This is a genomic window from Microbulbifer sp. YPW16, assembly GCF_021290385.1.
GTDB classification, from domain to species: domain Bacteria; phylum Pseudomonadota; class Gammaproteobacteria; order Pseudomonadales; family Cellvibrionaceae; genus Microbulbifer; species Microbulbifer zhoushanensis.
In genome coordinates this window covers 1,965,972-1,982,665 of sequence record NZ_CP089928.1, presented here as the reverse complement: position 1 = coordinate 1,982,665, position 16,694 = coordinate 1,965,972, and the positions used below count along the sequence as shown (strand labels likewise).

14 protein-coding genes are annotated in these 16,694 nt (G+C 64.3%); 7 read left to right on the top strand and 7 right to left on the bottom strand.

The features are described 5' to 3' along the window. Positions 1-26 precede the first annotated feature (26 nt). The 3 genes from LVE68_RS08340 to LVE68_RS08330 all read left to right on the top strand — a co-directional run bounded on the left by LVE68_RS08340 (position 27) and on the right by LVE68_RS08330 (position 3,219). A complete protein-coding gene (locus LVE68_RS08340) occupies positions 27-974 on the top strand; it encodes a rhomboid family intramembrane serine protease (protein WP_233006570.1) in 948 nt (315 codons plus the stop codon). 6 nt (positions 975-980) lie between these two features. Then, positions 981-2,135 (top strand): hemolysin family protein, encoded by a 1,155-nt coding sequence (locus LVE68_RS08335; protein WP_233006569.1) that lies wholly within the window; start codon positions 981-983, stop codon positions 2,133-2,135. A 517-nt stretch (positions 2,136-2,652) separates the two neighbouring features. Further along, positions 2,653-3,219 (top strand): CBS domain-containing protein, encoded by a 567-nt coding sequence (locus LVE68_RS08330; protein ID WP_233006568.1) that lies wholly within the window; start codon positions 2,653-2,655, stop codon positions 3,217-3,219. 41 nt (positions 3,220-3,260) lie between these two features. Here the strand turns inward: LVE68_RS08330 and LVE68_RS08325 are convergent, their stop codons facing one another. Then, entirely contained in the window at positions 3,261-3,953 is a 693-nt protein-coding gene (locus tag LVE68_RS08325) for a 2OG-Fe(II) oxygenase (RefSeq protein WP_233006567.1), read from the bottom strand. A 267-nt stretch (positions 3,954-4,220) separates the two neighbouring features. On the opposite strand from LVE68_RS08325, the gene gcvT reads away from it, so the two are divergent. Together gcvT and gcvH are read left to right on the top strand one after the other, a co-directional pair. Further along, a complete protein-coding gene (gene gcvT / locus LVE68_RS08320) occupies positions 4,221-5,309 on the top strand; it encodes a glycine cleavage system aminomethyltransferase GcvT (protein ID WP_233006566.1) in 1,089 nt (362 codons plus the stop codon). A gap of 93 nt (positions 5,310-5,402) precedes the next feature. Continuing rightward, positions 5,403-5,792: a glycine cleavage system protein GcvH gene (gcvH, locus tag LVE68_RS08315; protein WP_233006565.1), complete on the top strand. Its 390-nt coding sequence runs from the start codon at positions 5,403-5,405 to the stop codon at positions 5,790-5,792. Positions 5,793-5,878: 86 nt separating this feature from the next. Here gcvH and ptsP read toward each other — a convergent pair whose 3' ends face one another. After that, the gene (gene ptsP, locus LVE68_RS08310; protein ID WP_233006564.1) at positions 5,879-8,134 is read right to left on the bottom strand and encodes a phosphoenolpyruvate--protein phosphotransferase; all 2,256 of its coding nucleotides are present in this window, start codon (positions 8,132-8,134) and stop codon (positions 5,879-5,881) included. 77 nt (positions 8,135-8,211) lie between these two features. Further along, positions 8,212-8,856 carry an RNA pyrophosphohydrolase gene (locus LVE68_RS08305; RefSeq protein ID WP_334079225.1) on the bottom strand — a complete coding sequence of 215 codons (645 nt, stop codon included), beginning with the start codon at positions 8,854-8,856 and terminating at the stop codon, positions 8,212-8,214. A 213-nt stretch (positions 8,857-9,069) separates the two neighbouring features. On the opposite strand from LVE68_RS08305, the gene LVE68_RS08300 reads away from it, so the two are divergent. Then, on the top strand, positions 9,070-9,738 hold the full coding sequence (locus LVE68_RS08300; protein ID WP_233006563.1) for an HAD family hydrolase: 669 nt from the start codon (positions 9,070-9,072) through the stop codon (positions 9,736-9,738). 84 nt (positions 9,739-9,822) lie between these two features. Further along, entirely contained in the window at positions 9,823-11,007 is a 1,185-nt protein-coding gene (locus LVE68_RS08295; protein WP_233006562.1) for an imelysin family protein, read from the top strand. A 111-nt stretch (positions 11,008-11,118) separates the two neighbouring features. Here the strand turns inward: LVE68_RS08295 and LVE68_RS08290 are convergent, their stop codons facing one another. The 4 genes from LVE68_RS08290 to LVE68_RS08275 form a co-directional block, all read right to left on the bottom strand. Beyond that, positions 11,119-11,652 carry a DUF882 domain-containing protein gene (locus LVE68_RS08290; RefSeq protein WP_233006561.1) on the bottom strand — a complete coding sequence of 178 codons (534 nt, stop codon included), beginning with the start codon at positions 11,650-11,652 and terminating at the stop codon, positions 11,119-11,121. A gap of 377 nt (positions 11,653-12,029) precedes the next feature. Further along, positions 12,030-13,205 (bottom strand): L,D-transpeptidase family protein, encoded by a 1,176-nt coding sequence (locus LVE68_RS08285; protein WP_233006560.1) that lies wholly within the window; start codon positions 13,203-13,205, stop codon positions 12,030-12,032. 2 nt (positions 13,206-13,207) lie between these two features. Further along, positions 13,208-14,443, bottom strand: coding sequence for a L,D-transpeptidase family protein (locus LVE68_RS08280; RefSeq protein ID WP_233006559.1), 1,236 nt, complete (start codon positions 14,441-14,443; stop codon positions 13,208-13,210). 165 nt (positions 14,444-14,608) lie between these two features. Next, positions 14,609-16,513 carry a L,D-transpeptidase family protein gene (locus tag LVE68_RS08275; RefSeq protein WP_233006558.1) on the bottom strand — a complete coding sequence of 635 codons (1,905 nt, stop codon included), beginning with the start codon at positions 16,511-16,513 and terminating at the stop codon, positions 14,609-14,611. Positions 16,514-16,694 lie beyond the last annotated feature (181 nt).

Below are 16,694 nucleotides of genomic sequence, written 5' to 3'. Positions count from 1 at the left end.
GCCTATAGGGAAGACACAGGCACACCTTGAGCGACTGGATTACCGTCCGGGAATTTCCCCCGCAGCAGGATCTCTCCGAACTGGCGCAGTTTATACGGCGCAGCGGCTTGCCCTTGCGCATTACCGAAGAGCGCAACTGCCAGCGCCTGGCCACGCCCGATCCCCGCCTGAATGAGCTGTTGCAGCCGTTGCTGGACCGCTGGAGCGCCGGTGAAATCGATCTGTCACAGATCCAGGTTACCGCTCAGCACAGTGAGACCGGCAGTGACACCGGGCAGGCACCGGGGGCACCGGGGGAAACCGGGGGCGACTACCAGGCAACCGTTGCGGCATTGCCCAGCTGGCCGCTGGATCGCACACCGGTAAGCCTGATACTGATTCTGCTGTGTTTCGTCGGCTGGTTCCTGGCCAGTGACAGTTTTGCGCGGCAGCTGATCATCCTGCCCGATCGCGGCGCGGACTTTTCCCTCGCCACGTCCTCTCTCGCCTGGCACTTCGCCAATGGTGAATACTGGCGACTGTGGACGCCGGCTATCCTGCATTTCTCCCTGCCCCACGCGCTGTTCAATGCGTTGGGCATATGGATCGTCGGCCGGCCGCTGGAAGTGCGTGCCGGCAGCGGGGTATTCATTGTTGCGGTGCTGGTGAGTGCTGCGGTGGCCAACCTGGCACAGTACTGGTGGTCGCCGGGAACGATTTTCGGCGGCATGTCGGGCGTGGTGTATGCACTGGTAGGCTGCGTGTTTGTCCTGCAACGGCGGCACCCGGAGTGGCTGGAAGTCCCGCGTGGTATCGTTGCGGTGGCAGTGGGCTGGCTGTTAGTTTGCGCCACCGGCCTGGTCACACTGCTGGTCGGTGTCGGTGTGGCCAATGCGGCGCACATGGGCGGGTTTGCCTGCGGCGTTGCGCTCGCGGCAGTCTATTGCCTCGCCGGCGGGGACCGCCATTTCACCAATGACGACGGGGCTGCCTGATCCAAAATGATTCTGTTGATCGTCTATGTGCTGATCGCGCTGGGTTTTTCCTTCCTGTGCTCGATCGCGGAGTCCGTGATTCTCAGTGTCAGTACGCCCTATGTGAGCCTGCTCGAGCGTGAGGGGCACCGCTCGGGGCGAGTGCTGCGGGAGCTGAAGCAGGATATCAACGCGCCGCTCGCCGCTATCCTCACCCTGAACACCGTTGCCCACACCGCCGGCGCCGCCGGTGCCGGTGCCCAGGCGGCAGCGGTATTCGGCAGCCAGTACCTGGGGATTGCCTCGGCCATCCTCACGCTGCTTATCCTGGTTTTTTCCGAGATCATCCCCAAGACCCTGGGGGCCTTTTACTGGCGCCAGCTGGCGCCGGCTACGGCCTATGCCCTGCGCGGCCTGGTGTGGCTGCTGTACCCGTTTGTGAAGATGTCCGAGTGGCTGACCCGTGGTCTCTCCCACGGCCCCACCCTGACCGGTTTCAGCCGCGAGGAATTTGCGGTGATGGCGCAGCTGGGAGAGGAAGAGGGACAGCTCGAGGCCCAGGAGTCCAGCATCCTGCGCAACCTGTTTTTCACCCTGCGCGACCACTCGGTGCGGGAAGTGATGACACCCCGTACGGTGGTGTTCTCCCTGTCCCAGGATGCCACCGTGGGGGAATCCTATGACGAGGTGGAAAAGAGCCGCTTCTCCCGGCTTCCCATTTACGAGCAGCAGGACCCGGATTGCGTAGTGGGCTTCGTCCTCAAGCAGGACCTGCTGCTGGCCTACGCCCGCGGTGGGGAGAAGGAAAAACTGTCGACTTTTCGCCGCGACATGTTGATGTTGCCGGAGACCGCCACCATCTACCAGGTATTCCAGAAGATGATGCGCCGGCGCGTACAGATCAGCGCGGTGGTGGATGAGTACGGCAGCCTGGAAGGGCTGGTGACGCTGGAAGACATTCTCGAGACCCTGCTGGGCGAGGAAATCGTCGACGAGGCAGACAAGACCGCCGACCGCCAGGAAGTGGCCAAGCGACTGTGGCGCTGGCGCTCCAAGCGATACGGGCTCAAGGTGGATGAGGAGGCGGACCGCGATGGGGAAACGGAGGCCGAGGGGGGTAGCCCCGCGGATGACGAGGAAGCCTCGCGGGGCGATGACCCGGACCAGCAGTCGCGGGGATGAGTCGATCCGGCGGTGCGGAACCCGTTACCGGGATCCCGGTCAAAATTTGTTGTCGGCAGTAAACCGCTTCGCGGTACTGCCGGCATTTTTACCCGAGGGCACCGCAGGTGTGTGAGCGTGCGTAAGAACCTGGCGTTTATTCTGCTGCAATCGGTACTGCTGTGTTCGGCGGTGCTGGCAGGGCCCGTGTCGCCGGGAACTGATCGCATCGACCTGGCGGGGCAGTCCCCGGGTGATCTCCAGTATTCCCCGCTTTTCTCTCCCGACGGTGATACCGACTCGCTACCGCCGCGCAGCAGCGGCCCACTCTCTGCAACTCCCTTTCCCCGCGCCGTAACCTCTGCGCGGAAGATCGGCCGGGCACAGCCCCGGACGCGAACCGCCAATGCCATCCGGGCACCCCCGTTCACGGCTTAACTTCTCTCCCACCAAGTAACCGGGCGCCAGTGCGGCCGCCCAACCGATTTTGCAGGCACGGGCCACCGCCCGGCGATCGCCCGTGCAAGAGAGTTATGCCATGAAAAACCTGGATTTCGTTCCGCTCGAAACGGCGGACAAACTCGTCTTTCCCGAGGAGTTCTGTGAACTGCACCTGGACTCCCCGGCCCTGAGCTTCATTACTGACTTCAAGGATCACCACCCGGCAATCCTGACCCCCTCGGTGCCGGCCCTGGAAGCATCCCGGCTGATGCGGGCCGGTCACCTGGGGGCCGTGCTGGTGCTGGACCGGCAGGGGGAATTTGTCGGCCTGTTGAGCGACGACGATATTTCCTACCAGCGGGTGATGCAGCGCGTGGCTGCGGGGCAGCTGCGCCAGGAGCTGACGGTGGGCGACCTGATGCGCCCGCGCCGGGAGCTGCAGTTGCTCAGTTACCCACAGGTGGAAAGCTGCACCATCCGGGAAGTCCTCCAGGCCATGCGCCGGGAGGGGCAGCCCTGTTGCCTGGTGGTGGACCGCGACCTGCACCATGTGCGCGGCCTGGTCAGTGCGATGGATGTGGCCCGGCGTCTGCACGCCGATATCCATATCGAGGCACAGCCCACCGTGGCGGGCATGCTGCGCTCGGTATCGGCCACCAGCTGAGTCTGTAGCCAGTGGTGCGCGGCCGGGGGCCGCGCACCCTGTCAGGAAGCCGGGTCGACGATGTCGCCCAGGCTGTTATTGACCCGGTACCAGCCGGTGACGCTATAGCGTGGCCGGTTAACGGTGAGCACCTCGTGGGGAAATTCCTCGCTCAGGAAAATCACCATCTGGCCAAAGCGCGGTGCCACTTTCAGCAGGGGTGGCGCGTCTGCAGCAGAACCTTCCTCACCCGCGGGATAGATCGCCAGCTCGCCGCCATCGCGGGGCTGCCAGTTCGGGGTCAGGTAGAGCACGGTGCTCAGGACCCGGTTGGTGCTGCCCTGGAAGGAGTCCAGGTGTTTTTTGTAAAAGGTGCCGCGGTCGTAGTAGGCGTAATGGCACTCGTAATCGAACAGGCCCAGGAACAGCCGCCGGTTGAGTCCCTCGCGCAGGGTTTCCATCCACGACAGGTAGGTGTTGACCGAGGGGTTGGTGTTATCGAGCCAGTAAATCTCGTCGCTGCGCACAAAGCGGTTCAGCTGGTGTTCCTCTTCCCGGCCGATACCGGCACGGCGGAAATGCTCGCGGTCGATGGAGCGGAAATGGCGCAACAGGCCCCCCAACGCGGCGGGTGGCAGCGGCGCGGGCAGTACGACATAGCCGTCGGCGCGCAGTGCCGCGGCGATCCGGTCAATGGGGTCGCCGTCCCGGGGGCCGCAGGGGCGGTCGTCGGTGGCGCGCAAGGCAATGTTCAATAGGGGAGGCTCCGGGCTGGTGGCGAACGGGTGTCGCTGCGAGGGACTTATACACCCAAACCCCCGGGTTGCAAAGCTTTCCCTTCCCCATATCGGGCTCCCCGCCCGGCGGCGCCCCGCCTCACGGAATCTTTGTCGGTGAGCGGGCCGTGGTACAGGTTTAAGTCCCGTTGCCTGCTAGGCTTGCAGAAGATCGCCATCTGGTAACGGCGGCGGCGCGGCCGGTAGAATACGCGGCTTTCTAACAGACAGATTCGAGAACAAAAGATGGGAAACAGAACGCCTCTGTATGACGCGCATGTCGCCATGGGCGGCAAAATGGTCGACTTCGGTGGCTGGGATATGCCGCTGCACTATGGTTCGCAGCTGGAAGAGCACAACAAGGTGCGCACCGCGGCGGGCATGTTCGATGTGTCCCACATGACCGTCGTGGATATCGACGGCGACGGCGCCCGCGATTACCTGCGCTACCTGCTGGCCAACGACGTGGCCAAGCTGGACGGCAAGCCGGGCAAAGCCCTCTACACCGGTATGCTGAATGAGCGCGGTGGGGTGATCGATGACCTGATCGTGTACCTGCGCGACCCGGGCTACCGGGTGGTGGTCAACTGTGCCACCCGCGAGAAAGACCTGGCCTGGATGCAGGAGCAGGCGCAGCAGTTTGATGTCACCCTGACCGAGCGCCCGGAGCTGGCCATGGTGGCGATCCAGGGCCCCGAGGCCCTGGACAAGGCCAAGGAGGTGCTGGGCATCGAGTGGACCGCGGCCATTGACGATCTCAAGCCGTTCCAGAGTGTCGCCCGCGGTGAGTGGTTCGTGGCCCGCACCGGCTATACCGGGGAAGACGGCCTGGAAATCATGCTGCCGGCGGAAGACGCCGACGGTTTCTGGCGCGCCCTGGAAAAGGCCGGCGTGGCTCCCTGTGGCCTCGGCGCCCGCGATACCCTGCGTCTCGAGGCGGGCATGAACCTGTACGGCCACGAGATGGACGATGACACCTCGCCGCTGGCGGCGAACATGGGCTGGACCATTGCCTGGGAGCCGGAAGAGCGCAAGTTCATCGGCCGCGAGCCGCTGGAAGCGGAAAAAGCCGCGGGCCGGAAGCAGAAGCTGGTAGGCCTGGTGCTGGAAGAGCGCGGCGTGCTGCGCGCCGGCCAGGTGGTAAAAGTGGACGGCAGCGACGAGGCCGGTATCATCACCAGCGGTACTTTTTCGCCGACCCTGGGTCACTCCATCGCCATGGCCCGCGTGCCGGCGAGTACCGGTGACCGGGCCCAGGTGGAAATCCGTAAGAAGCTGGTGCCGGTGAAAGTGGTCAAGGCCAGCTTTGTGCGCAACGGCAAGTCGGTTATCTGACGCCGGGAAAATGACAAGCGACCGGCGCGGTGCCAGGCAGGCATCCCGCGCCGGTTTTACCGAATGAGAAATGCTTAATCGAGGGATCACAGCATGAGCGAAATCCGCAACGAACTGAAATACCTCTCCAGCCACGAGTGGGCGCGCCTGGAGGAAGACGGCACCGTGACCATCGGCATCAGCGATCACGCCCAGGATGCGCTGGGCGATGTGGTCTTTGTCGAGACCCCGGAAGTGGGCACCAACCTGGCTGCCGGCGACGAGGCCGGTGTGGTGGAGTCGGTAAAGGCCGCCAGCGATATCTACGCGCCGGTCTCCGGTGAGGTGGTCGAGGTAAACGAGGCGCTGGAAGACGCCCCGGAAACCGTCAACTCCTCACCTTACGACGAGGGCTGGTTCTTCCGCGTCAAGCCCAGCGATACCAGTGAGCTGGACAACATGCTGGACGCCGATGCCTACCGTGCCGAGTCCGAAGAGGGCTGATCACCGGCAGGGCAGCAAAAAGCCGCAACGGGAAACCGGTGCGGCTTTTTTTGTGCCTGCTTTTGCGCCCGCAACCCTGCCGGCGGTTACTGGGGCTGTAACAGTGCCTTCAGGCCGATGCCCTTGAGGTACCCGGCCAGGGTCTCCTCGATTTCCTCCGGGCACTGCATATCCAGTACACGTTCCAGCAGGCGCTCGGTATCGGCCCGGGTCACCGCGCGCAGGGCTGCCTTGACCCGCGGCAGGTTGGTGGCATTCATCGACAGCACGTCATAGCCCATGGCGAGCAACAACAGGGCCCCGCCGGGATCGCCGGCCAGCTCGCCGCAGATGCCCACCTTGGTGCCGGCCTCGTGACCGGCGGTGATGACATCCCGCAGTGCCCGCAGCACTGCCGGGTGCAGGGAGTGGTAGATTCCCGCCACGCGGCTGTTGTTGCGGTCCACCGCCAGCAGGTATTGGGTGAGGTCGTTGCTGCCCACGGACATGAAGTCGACCCGTTCGGCCAGTTCGCGCGCCTGGTACACGGCCGAGGGAACCTCGATCATGATGCCCAGCGGCGGCATGGCAATATCGAAACCCTCGTCGACCAGTTCCCCGTGGGCCCGCTCCACCAGCTTGCGCGCAGCCTCCACCTCGGCCACGCCGCTGATCATCGGCAGCATGATGCGCAGGTTATCCAGGCCCAGGCTGGCCTTCATCATCGCGCGCACCTGGGCCAGGAAGATTTCCGGGTGGTCCAGGGTCACGCGGATACCGCGCCAGCCCAGGAAGGGGTTGGTTTCCTCGATGGGGAAATAGGCCAGGGCCTTGTCGCCGCCGATATCCAGGGTGCGCATGGTGACCGGTCGCGGGGCGAAGGCCTCCAGCTGTTCCCGGTAGATTTCCCGCTGTTCCTCCTCGGACGGGAAGCGGTCGCGCAGCAGGAAGGGAACCTCGGTGCGGTAGAGCCCCACGCCCTCGGCACCGCGCTCCAGCGAGCGCACCACGTCCGCCATCAGGCCGGTATTGACCCACAGGCGCACCCGGTGGCCGTCGGCGGTTTCGCCGGGGAGGCTGGCCAGGTGATCCAGGTTGCGCGCCAGCTCCCGCTCTTCCTCGACGATACTGTCGTAGCGGCGCCGCAGCTCCGGGCTGGGGTGCACGAACAGCTCGCCGCGGTAGCCGTCCACCACCAGGTCCTCGCCGTCGATGCGCTCGAACGGCAGTTCCTGGGCCCCCATGACAGCGGGCAGGCCCATGGCGCGGGCAATGATGGCCACGTGGCTGTTACCCGAGCCCCTCACAGAAACCAGGCCGATCAACCTGTCCCGGGGCACCTGCGCCAGTGCCGCGGCGGTGAGTTCCTCTCCCACCAGGATGGTGTTTTCGGGATAGTCCCGCTCGATCTGCTGTTGCTGGCGCAGGTGCATCAGCACGCGGGCGCCAAGATCCCGCACGTCGGCGGCGCGGTCGCGGAAGTAGGAATCGGACATGGCCTCGAAGCGGCGCACATGCTCCAGCATTACCTCTGCCCAGGCGCGGCTGGCGGTAAGCTGCTGGCGGATGCGCTCGGAGACCTCGACCGCGATGGAACTGTCATCGAGCATGCTGATATAGGCATCGAACAGTGCCCGCTCCTCGCGGTTGAGATCCCCCTTGAGCCGCTCGCCCACCTCGCGGATCTCCGCGCGGGCATTGGCCAGCGCCTGGTGGAACAGCTCCAGTTCGGCGTCCACGTCCATGCAGCAGGCGAAGGGCACCGTTGCCAGGTTGGCGGGGGGCGCGACGATATGCGCGCGGCCGATCGCCACCCCGGGTGAGGCGGCGAGGCCGCTGAACTTGGCCTCCCGCCGCTGCTGGCCAATGGCGGCCAGGGCGCCGGTGGCCTCCGCGTGGGCGATGACACCGGCCAGCTGGGCTGACAGGGTGACCAGGAAGGCCTCTTCACCCTCATCGAAGCGCCGCTGTTCGGCCTGCTGCACGACCAGTACCCCCAGGACCTGCCGGTGGTGAATGATGGGGGTGCCCAGGAAAGCGCTGAAACGCTCCTCGCCGGTGGCCGGGAAGTAATGGTAGGCGGGGTGGGCCTCGGCGCGCTCGAGGTTGATCGGCTCCTCGCGGGTGACCACGTTGCCCACCAGGCCCTCACCGGGGGCCAGGTGCACATTGCCCACGGCATCGGGGTTGAGGCCACGGGTCGCCATCAGCACGTAGGTGCCGGACTGGTTATCGCGCAGGTATACGGAGCAGACCCGGGTGTGCATGACCTCGCGCACGCGCCGCACGATAATATCCAGCACCGCGGGCAGGTCGCGTGCCGCGTTGACTTCCTGAACGATACTGCGCAGAGATCCGAGCAAAGGCCTGTCCTCGCCGTGAAGCGGAAGTGTCGGCCGGCCATTCCCGGGCCGGGACGATCGGGGCCGGGCGGGCAGGACTATTCCCGCTCGCCCAGCCAGCGTTTCTCCAATTGTATTTGCTGTGGCGCCAGTTCGGTAAGCGCGCGGCGGTACACCTCGCGCTTGAAGGCCACCACCTTGTCCAGGGGGTGCCAGTAGCTGACCCAGCGCCAGTGGTCGAACTCGGGCTTGTAGCCGTTGTTGAAGCTGATGACACTTTCCGGGGCCCGCAGCTGCAGCAGGTACCACTTCTGCTTCTGGCCGATACACAGCGGTTCCGATCGCCGGCGCACCAGGCGCTTGGGCAACCGGTAGCGCAACCAACCCCTGGTACAGGCGATCATGCTCACCTGGTCACGGGTAAGCCCGATTTCCTCGTATAGCTCCCGGTACAACGCATGCTCCGCGGACTCGCCCGGGTTGATGCCGCCCTGCGGAAACTGCCACGCGTCCTTGCCGCCCACCCGCCGTGCCCAGAGCGCCTGGCCGCGCTCGTTCAGCACAATGATGCCGACATTGGGGCGGAAGCCCTCCGCGTCGATATTACTGCTGTTGTCGCCGCCCGAGCCGTGCGCCTTGCGGTTACCGGCGCTGTTGCCGGTGGCGGGGCTGTTGGTGCGGTTGGACTTGGCGGATCTGCGGCGGTTTTTTCGCCCGGCTTGCTTTGGCTTGCCGTCGCCCAAATTCCCGTCCTCTAAACTGTGTCTGCGCGGCCCAGACGCCGCGCAATCTTGCCCAGCATTGTTCCACAGCGGGGGACATTACTGCAATTCAGTGAAACGGATCCTGTGAACAGCTCCCGGGACGGGTAAAATTGCCCGCCGCAATGGTCCGAAGTGTGGGCTGTGTGGCGGCGAATTAATCTATGCCGACTATATTTGAATAGGGAGTGCGCGGTGCACCTGGCTATTTTTGACCTGGATAACACCCTGATTGGAGGGGACAGCGACTACGCCTGGGGCGAGTTCCTGGTAGAGCGTGAGCACGTCGACAGTGATCGCTATCGCTCCGCCAATGATCGTTTCTACCGGGATTACCAGCGCGGTGAACTGGATATCTTCGCCTACCTCGAGTTCGCGCTCGAGCCGCTGGCGCAAATCTCGCGGGCGCAGCTGGCCAACCTGCAGCGGGAGTTCATGGAGGAGGTGGTCAGCGAGATCTGGCTGCCGCAGGCGGAGGAGCTGATCGCCCGGCACCGGCGCCAGGGTCATCACATCATGATCATTACCGCCACCAACCGGTTTGTGGTGGAGCCGATCGCCGCGCGCCTGGGGGTGGACACCCTGCTGGCCACCGAACCCGAGGAGGTGGAGGGGCGCTTTACCGGTAAGGTGGTGGGCGAGCCCTGCTACCAGAACGGCAAGGTGCTGCGGCTCGAACAGTGGCTGGCCGGCAACCCCGACTACCGCCGCGGGGAAAAGTGGTTTTACAGCGACTCGATCAATGACCTGCCGCTGTTGAAGACGGTCGAGCACCCGGTAGCGGTGGACCCGGATGCAACGCTGCGTGCCGAGGCAGAGCAGCGTGGCTGGCCGATAATCAGCCTGCGCGAACCGCTGGAATAACCGGCAGGCGCAGCGAAATTTTGACAAGCCGGGGCCCCGGGCGCCGGAACCGAAGCTTTGCAATTGCTTGACGTGGGGATTTGTGTGACTGGATCAATCGTTCTCAAGCGTGTCTCAGCGGCCCTCGCCATCCTGCTGGGCCTGGGCCTGGCTGGCTGTGACAGCCGCCGGGCGGAAGAGCCGCAGCAGGAGGCGCCGGCGGTGAAGACACCGCCAGCCATCGACCGCAAGGTGGCCGAACGTTTTTCGCATACGATGTGGCAGGCGGGGGAGGCCCAGCTGATTGATGTGCGTGCCTCCGTGGAGGCCCTGAACCGGGCGCTCACCACCCTGTTGGACAGGCCCAGTGAAGACCACCTGGAGTCCGCCAAGCTGGCGTGGCTGGATGCCCACCGTGAATTCGCCGCCGCACTGCCCTACATCCAGCTGGCCTTTGCACCGGCTGAATTGCGCGATGAGGGCCGCGAGCTGGTACTTTCCATGGACAGCTGGCCGGTGCAGCCCGGCTACCTGGACACGGTACCCGGCTATTCGGAGAGCGGTATCGTCAATGACACCGCAGTGGAGCTTACCCTGGCCAACCTGCGCCGGCAGCATCGACTGACTGCCCACGAGGAGGCCAGCACCGGCTTCCATGCCCTGGAGATCATGCTCTGGGGCCCCACCAGCGAGCGCAGTGCGGACCAGTTCCAGGCCGCGTCCGCGGGTGAGCAGCCAGAGGCACTGGCAGCCAACCGCCGGCGCCAGCTCACGCGGCTCATGGGCGAGGCGCTGGCAGAGGACCTGGCGGGGCTGGAGCGCCGCTGGCCGTTTACAATGAATGACCTGTCGCGCCACTTCCTGGCCCTGGACCCGGTGGCGCGCCTGCAGCAGGTACGGGCCTCACACCTGCGCACGCTGGATGAGGAGCTGTTGCGGCGGCTGCCGGAAAGCTCTGAGAGCGATGTGGAGAGCGGTCGTGCGGCGGACTCCAAGCAGGCGATCCTGGCCATGCTGGGAAGCCTGGAAGCCGCCTGGGTGCCCAACGAGGGGCCCGGCCTGGCAGACCTGTTGCTCGACCCGCGCCAGCGCGAGGCACTGGCCGAGCGATTTGAGGTGCTGGAGGAGTTGCTGCTGAAAATGGAGGACCCGGTGGAGCTGGCCGAGCTGGGGCAGCTTGCCAGGGCACGGGAGCTGCTGGAGGAAATTGCCAGCCTGATGTCCGGCCGCGCGGAGATCCCCGCGGGGGAAGACGAGGTCACCCCGGTTTCCCTCACGACTGAACAGTGAACCCCGGATTCCCGGTGCCCCTGCCTGCGCCGGAAGCGATGATTCTGCTACCCCGGAAACGACAAACCCCGGCCTGGGCCGGGGTTTGCTTTATGGGCTGCGTGCGCCGTATTACCAGCTACGAACCGGACCGGTATCGACGTGCACAAAGCCGCTCTTCGGGTAGTGGCCTACACCACCGGCCTTGAGGTCCATGGCCGCCCGGCGCAGTTTGGAGGTGCTGATACCCGGGAAACGGATATCGAGCGCCATGCCGCGGGTGTGGTAGCTGCGTCGTGCAACACCGCGGCCCTGTGCGCGCAGTTTGGCGTTGGTCTTGGGTGAACGGTAGCCGGAGATAATCTCCACGGTGCCGTTAAAGCCCAGTTTTTCCTTCAGCTTGTAGACAATGTCGAACAGCTCCGGGTCCATGCGCGTAACTTCGTTGGCGCGGTGGTCGCGCAGCAGACGGTTGAACTGCTTCAGGCCGCTGCTATCGTACTTACCATTCGACCAGAAGGCGGTGTTCAACGTCTCACCGGTGTGCAGGTTGCGCATTTTCAGAGTGCGGGCATTGCCCACTTTTGCGAATGTCGGTCCGGCAGTGACCGCAGCCGCTGTAGCACAGGTAACTGCCAGGAATCGACGTCTGGATGGATTGTTCATACCCTGTTTCCGCCTCGTCATGTGTTTCTCTTCAGTCGCTCGCGGCTCCCTGCAGTTAGTTGCTTTGGGCGCCATCGAGCACGGGAATAACTGTACGAAAAATAACCAGGCGTTACAAACCTTTTACGGGTCATTACAAAAGGATCGTAAAACAGGTTTGGCAATATTGTTCCAATAGGCTAATGGCGCAGGGGATTTTTCCGGCTTCATTGGCCATGCAGCCCCTAAAAAATGAGACAGCGTTGTCATTTGGCGGTTTTGCACTGAAAAATAATTTTTTTGTGACCGCAGGGTGCCAGTTTGGGCCCATCGCGGAATGACTGCCTGGTGTGGCGGAAATCAGCGGAATACCAGTTGCGTACAGCTGAACCGACCGGTCAGTGGGTGACGTTTGCGGGCTGGTCGCGGTGGTAGATGTCCCGCCGGAACTGGGGGCGGCCGTCCTTGTCGATCCAGGCCGTGAGGTAGGTAATGAAGAGGCGTGCCGGCTTCTTTACGCGGATGTTCATGATTTCGGTGCCGGTGGTGACCTGGGCGATACGGGTGCGGTCCCAGCCCTGCTTGCGCAACAGGGCGTAGGCCAGTTCCTCGGGATGTTCGAGGCGCACACACCCGTGGCTGAATGCCCGCTGGTGCTCCTCGAACAGGCTCTGGGCCTGGGTGTCGTGCAGGAAGATCGATTGCTTGTTGGGCAGCACGAACTTGACCCGGCCCAGGGTATTGCCGGGACCGCTTATCTGGCGCAGGGTGGCGTGGCCATGTGCTGCGCGGTCAATACTGTCCGGGGATATGGTGGTGGTGTTGCCACTGCGGTAGGACACTACCCGGTAACCGCGATTGTGCATCGCCTCGGGATTGTTGCGTGCCTTGGGCAGGAGGTCGGTGAGCAGGATGCTGCGCGGCACGGTCCAGGTTGGATTGAAGACCACATTGGTGATACGGCTGGTGATCGGCGGGGTGCGGGTGCTGCTCTTGCCCACCACCGTGCGCATACCCAGCACCTCGCGGCCGTCCTCGATCAGTTGCAGGCGGTAGTCGGGAATATTGACCAGCACATAGCGATCCCGGTCCGGCAGCGGCAGTTTCTCCCAGCGCTCTGCATTCAACTCCAGCTGGTGTGCCCGAACGGCGGGGCTGATTGCGAGTTCGGCCAGGGTTGCCTCGCCTGCGTCACCGGTTACCTCGAGCCCGTGGCGTCGCTGGAAGCGCTCCACCGCACTCTGCACTGCACTGTCGTAGCGGCTCGCATCCGGCGGTAACAGGGTGATGGGGCCGGGCAGGCCGCGGTAGTCGCCCAGCAGCTGCAGCAGTTCCCGCAGCTGTTCGACACGGCGATCGCGATCACCGGGCTGTAGTGCTGCGCCCTCGCCGACAGGCTGCCAGCGATCCTGCATTTCCCGGTAGCGCGACGCCTCGGCGCGCAGCTGTTCGGCGGCGCGGCGGGAATCGGCTGGCGGGCTGATGGCGATGGCGGATGCGGCGAGAGCACCGGTCAGGGCGATTGCCACGAAGCCGGAGAGGCAGCGTCGCCAGTAACTCATGGAAATGGCCATGTTTACTCAGCCGCCCGGGCGGCATCCTCCGGATCCCGGTCGTAGATGTCGCGCCGGAACTGCAGCATGCCCTCTTCATCCACCCATGCAGTCCAGTACACGATGTAAACCGGCAACGGCTGTTCCAGTGGCACGCCACGGGTACGGCGGGTGTTCAGGTAGTGCTGGATCCGGTTTTCGCTCCAGTTATTCTGCTCCGCGAGCATCAGGCGGGCGAATTCCAGCGGTTTTTCCAGCCGGATACAGCCGTGGCTGAAGGCGCGCTCATTTTTCTTGAACAGGTGCTTGCTGTTCGTGTCGTGCAGGAAAATGGCCTCGCGGTTGGGGATTAAAAACTTGACCCGCCCCAGGGCATTACCCGGGCCACCCTTCTGGTGCAGCATCACCTTGCCCCGGCGGATCGCGGCGATATTGCCGCGGGTAAAGGGGACGGAACGGCCGCGGTGGTTGACCAGGCGGTAACCGTTGGCTGTGAGGTTGGCGCTGCCCTTGGGCAGTAGCTCGCGCAGGGCGATATTCTGGGGCACGCGCCAGACCGGGTTGAAGATCACCCGGGTCATGCGGGTCGCAATCTGCGGGGTGGCATGCTTGGGTTTGCCCACTACCACCCGCATGCGGAAAGCCTCCCGCTCACCGTCCATCAGGCGCAGCTGGTAGTCCGGGATATTGACCAGGATAAAGCGCGGACCCAGTTCCCGCGGCATCTGTTGGAGGCGCACCAGGTTCGCAGTGAGGGTCTCCACCCTCTTTGCCGGGGCCACGTTCAGGTGGCTGCGGGTGGCATCATCCACCAGCCCGTTATCCCGCAGGCCGTGGCGGCGCTGGAAGCGCTGGGTGGCCTGTTGCAGGCGCGGGTCATATTCGTCCGGGTTGTGTGCCGGGCCGTCGTGGTCCTCCAGGGTGTAATCCCCATACTGCATAAGCAGGCTCCGCAGCTGTACGACCCGCGGGTCGCGCGCTCCCGGTGCCAGTGCCGGGCCGTCGGCAAGCGGCTGCCAGTCATCGCCCGCCGCCAGCGAGCGATAGCGTTCCAGCTCTTCGCGGAGCAGGGTGTGTTGGCGGCCGTAAGGGGCAAACGGGTCGGAGAGGTCGGCAATGGCGCTGGCAACGGGTGTGTCAGCGGTGCTGCCGATCAGTGGCTGGGGCGCAGTAAGGCCCAGGGCCAGTGCGAGCGCCAGGGCGCTACAGTGGCGAATTGACGCAAATGTGCGGGAACGGAACGGATTGTCGGCACCCATGACTTACCCCTGTGAGACGGAAACGGTCAGGCGGACTGAACGCCGTGCTCACAGTGATAATTAATGCATGGGCCCGAACCAATACCTATGGGGAATGCGCCGGGAGCCCTCTTCGCTCAAAAAGGCATATGCATGGCCCGGCGGGGGCTCCGCCGGGCACCGGGGTCAGAACTGGTTGGCTGCAAGCCCGTCTTTGCCGTAGATATCCGGCCGGAAGTGCAGCTCGCCCTGGCCATCGACCCAGGCTGTCCAGTAAGTCACGTAGACCTTCACATTGTCCTCCATCTTCACCTCGGTGGTTTCATCACCGGTGGTGAGCTGGTTGATGCGCCACTGGTCCCAGTCACCCTGGGGCCGCAGCAGGGCCTCGGCGAGGTGGCGGGGTTTTTCCAGCCGGATACAGCCGTGGCTGTAATCGCGGTCGGTGAGGGAGAACAGGCTGCGCGCGCGGGTGTCGTGCAGGTAGATATCATCGGTGTTGGGGATCTCGAACTTCACCCGGCCGAGGATGTTCTGCTCGCCACCCAGCTGGCGCATCAGGTAGGACCCGGCACCGGCCGCGGACAGGTTCTTGGAGGTCAGGGGCAGGTGCTCACCGCTGCCGCTGACCACCCGGTACCCCATGTTTTCCATTCCCTGGGGGTTGGCCCGGGCCTTGGGCAGGATCTCGTTGACCAGGATGCTGCGCGGTACCGTCCAGGTGGGGTTGAACACCACGCGGCTGACACGGGTCTTGATCTCCGGTGTGGCGTGCTTCTTCTTGCCCACCACCACATTCATGGACAGGCGAATGCGGTCGTCCTCGACGTAATAGAGTTCGTAGGCGGGCACATTGACCTGGATAAAGCGGTCCCCCAGGGTTGCCGGGAGTTCCCGCCGGCGGCGGATGTTCTTCTCGATGATATGTGCCCGGGCAGTCGGCGACAGGTTGAGGCGCTTGCGGGTCTCACGACCGACGATACCGTCGGACTTGAGCCCGTGCCGGCGCTGGAAGCGCAGCACGGCCTCGTGCAGGCGCCGGTCAAAGTGATTGCTGTTGGCCTCGCCGTAATAGCTGCGGTAGTCGCCGTACAGGGAAAGCAGGTTGCGCAGGTGGGCGACATGCGGGTGCTTGGCGCCGATGGTCATGGCGGGTCCCGCCGGGATCGGGCGCCAGCGGCCACTGGCGGCAATGCTGCGGTAGAGCGCGAGCTGCTCGCGCAGGGCCTGTTCGTCACCGCCATAGGGGGTATTTTCCTCGATGAAGGGCCCCTCGCTGTGATCCGGCACGCGGCCCACCTGGGGCTGGCCGTCACTGTTGCCGTAGCTGCGCTGGCCATTGCGCGGGGGCAGGCCACCGGGGGCAAAACGCGATGTGCGGGGCTGGCTGTAGTGGCGCGAGCGGTCGATATTGCGGCTGCGGGTGTAGTGTCGATAGCGGTCGATGCCCGTGCCGCGGCGAGTCTCGGCGCTGCGGTCATAACCACGGAAATACTTGCGACCGTCGGTGCTGGCCTGGCGGGGCGCAGTGTAAGCCACCAGCGCGAAGCCGCCTTCACCGTTGTGCACCGGGGTGATGTCGCGCTGCTGGCGCGTGCGCGGCTTCATCTTGTCCAGCTGTGTGTCCTGGGCGTAGGAGACGAAGGCATCGGTTAGCAGGACATCGAGCACTGCCGCCATCTGCAGGCGCTGTGGGGTGTCGCGCAGGGTGCGGTCGAAGTAGCCCAGGTGGTAGCGGTAATCCACCATGCTGCTGGGATTGCCGGAACTGGAGGCCGTGAGCTGCTTGAGCAGGTCATTGGCGGTATCGCTGAGGCTGTAGTTGTCGAACCACAGCAGCCGATAATCGGTGCGCTCGTAGATGCGGCGCACCGCCACGGGATTGAAAATGGGATCCTGGGCTGGCCAGGAGTCGGGATTTTCAACCAGCCAGCGAATCAGGTGCGGGCGCACGGCATTTTCCGGTAGCACCGGTACCGTCTTCTGGTTCGCGGTAAAGGCGTAATAAAGGGCAACAAGGCACAGACTGCCAAGCATTAACAGTGGCAGTAAAGACTTGCGTTTGTGGCGCTCAGGGTTGAAATACGACATGGTACCTCAGCGATGCTGCAGGGCCCGGTGCTCTGTCATGTTGAGACGCCGGGCGCCAGATCGTTCATACCTTCCCAACCTGCGGCGAGCCCGTCCTGTTGTTCGTCGATAGTGACTTATCGACGGCCCGCCTTTGTCTTGCGTCCCGCGCGACGTTCCTTTTTATGGGCCAGCCAGTGCG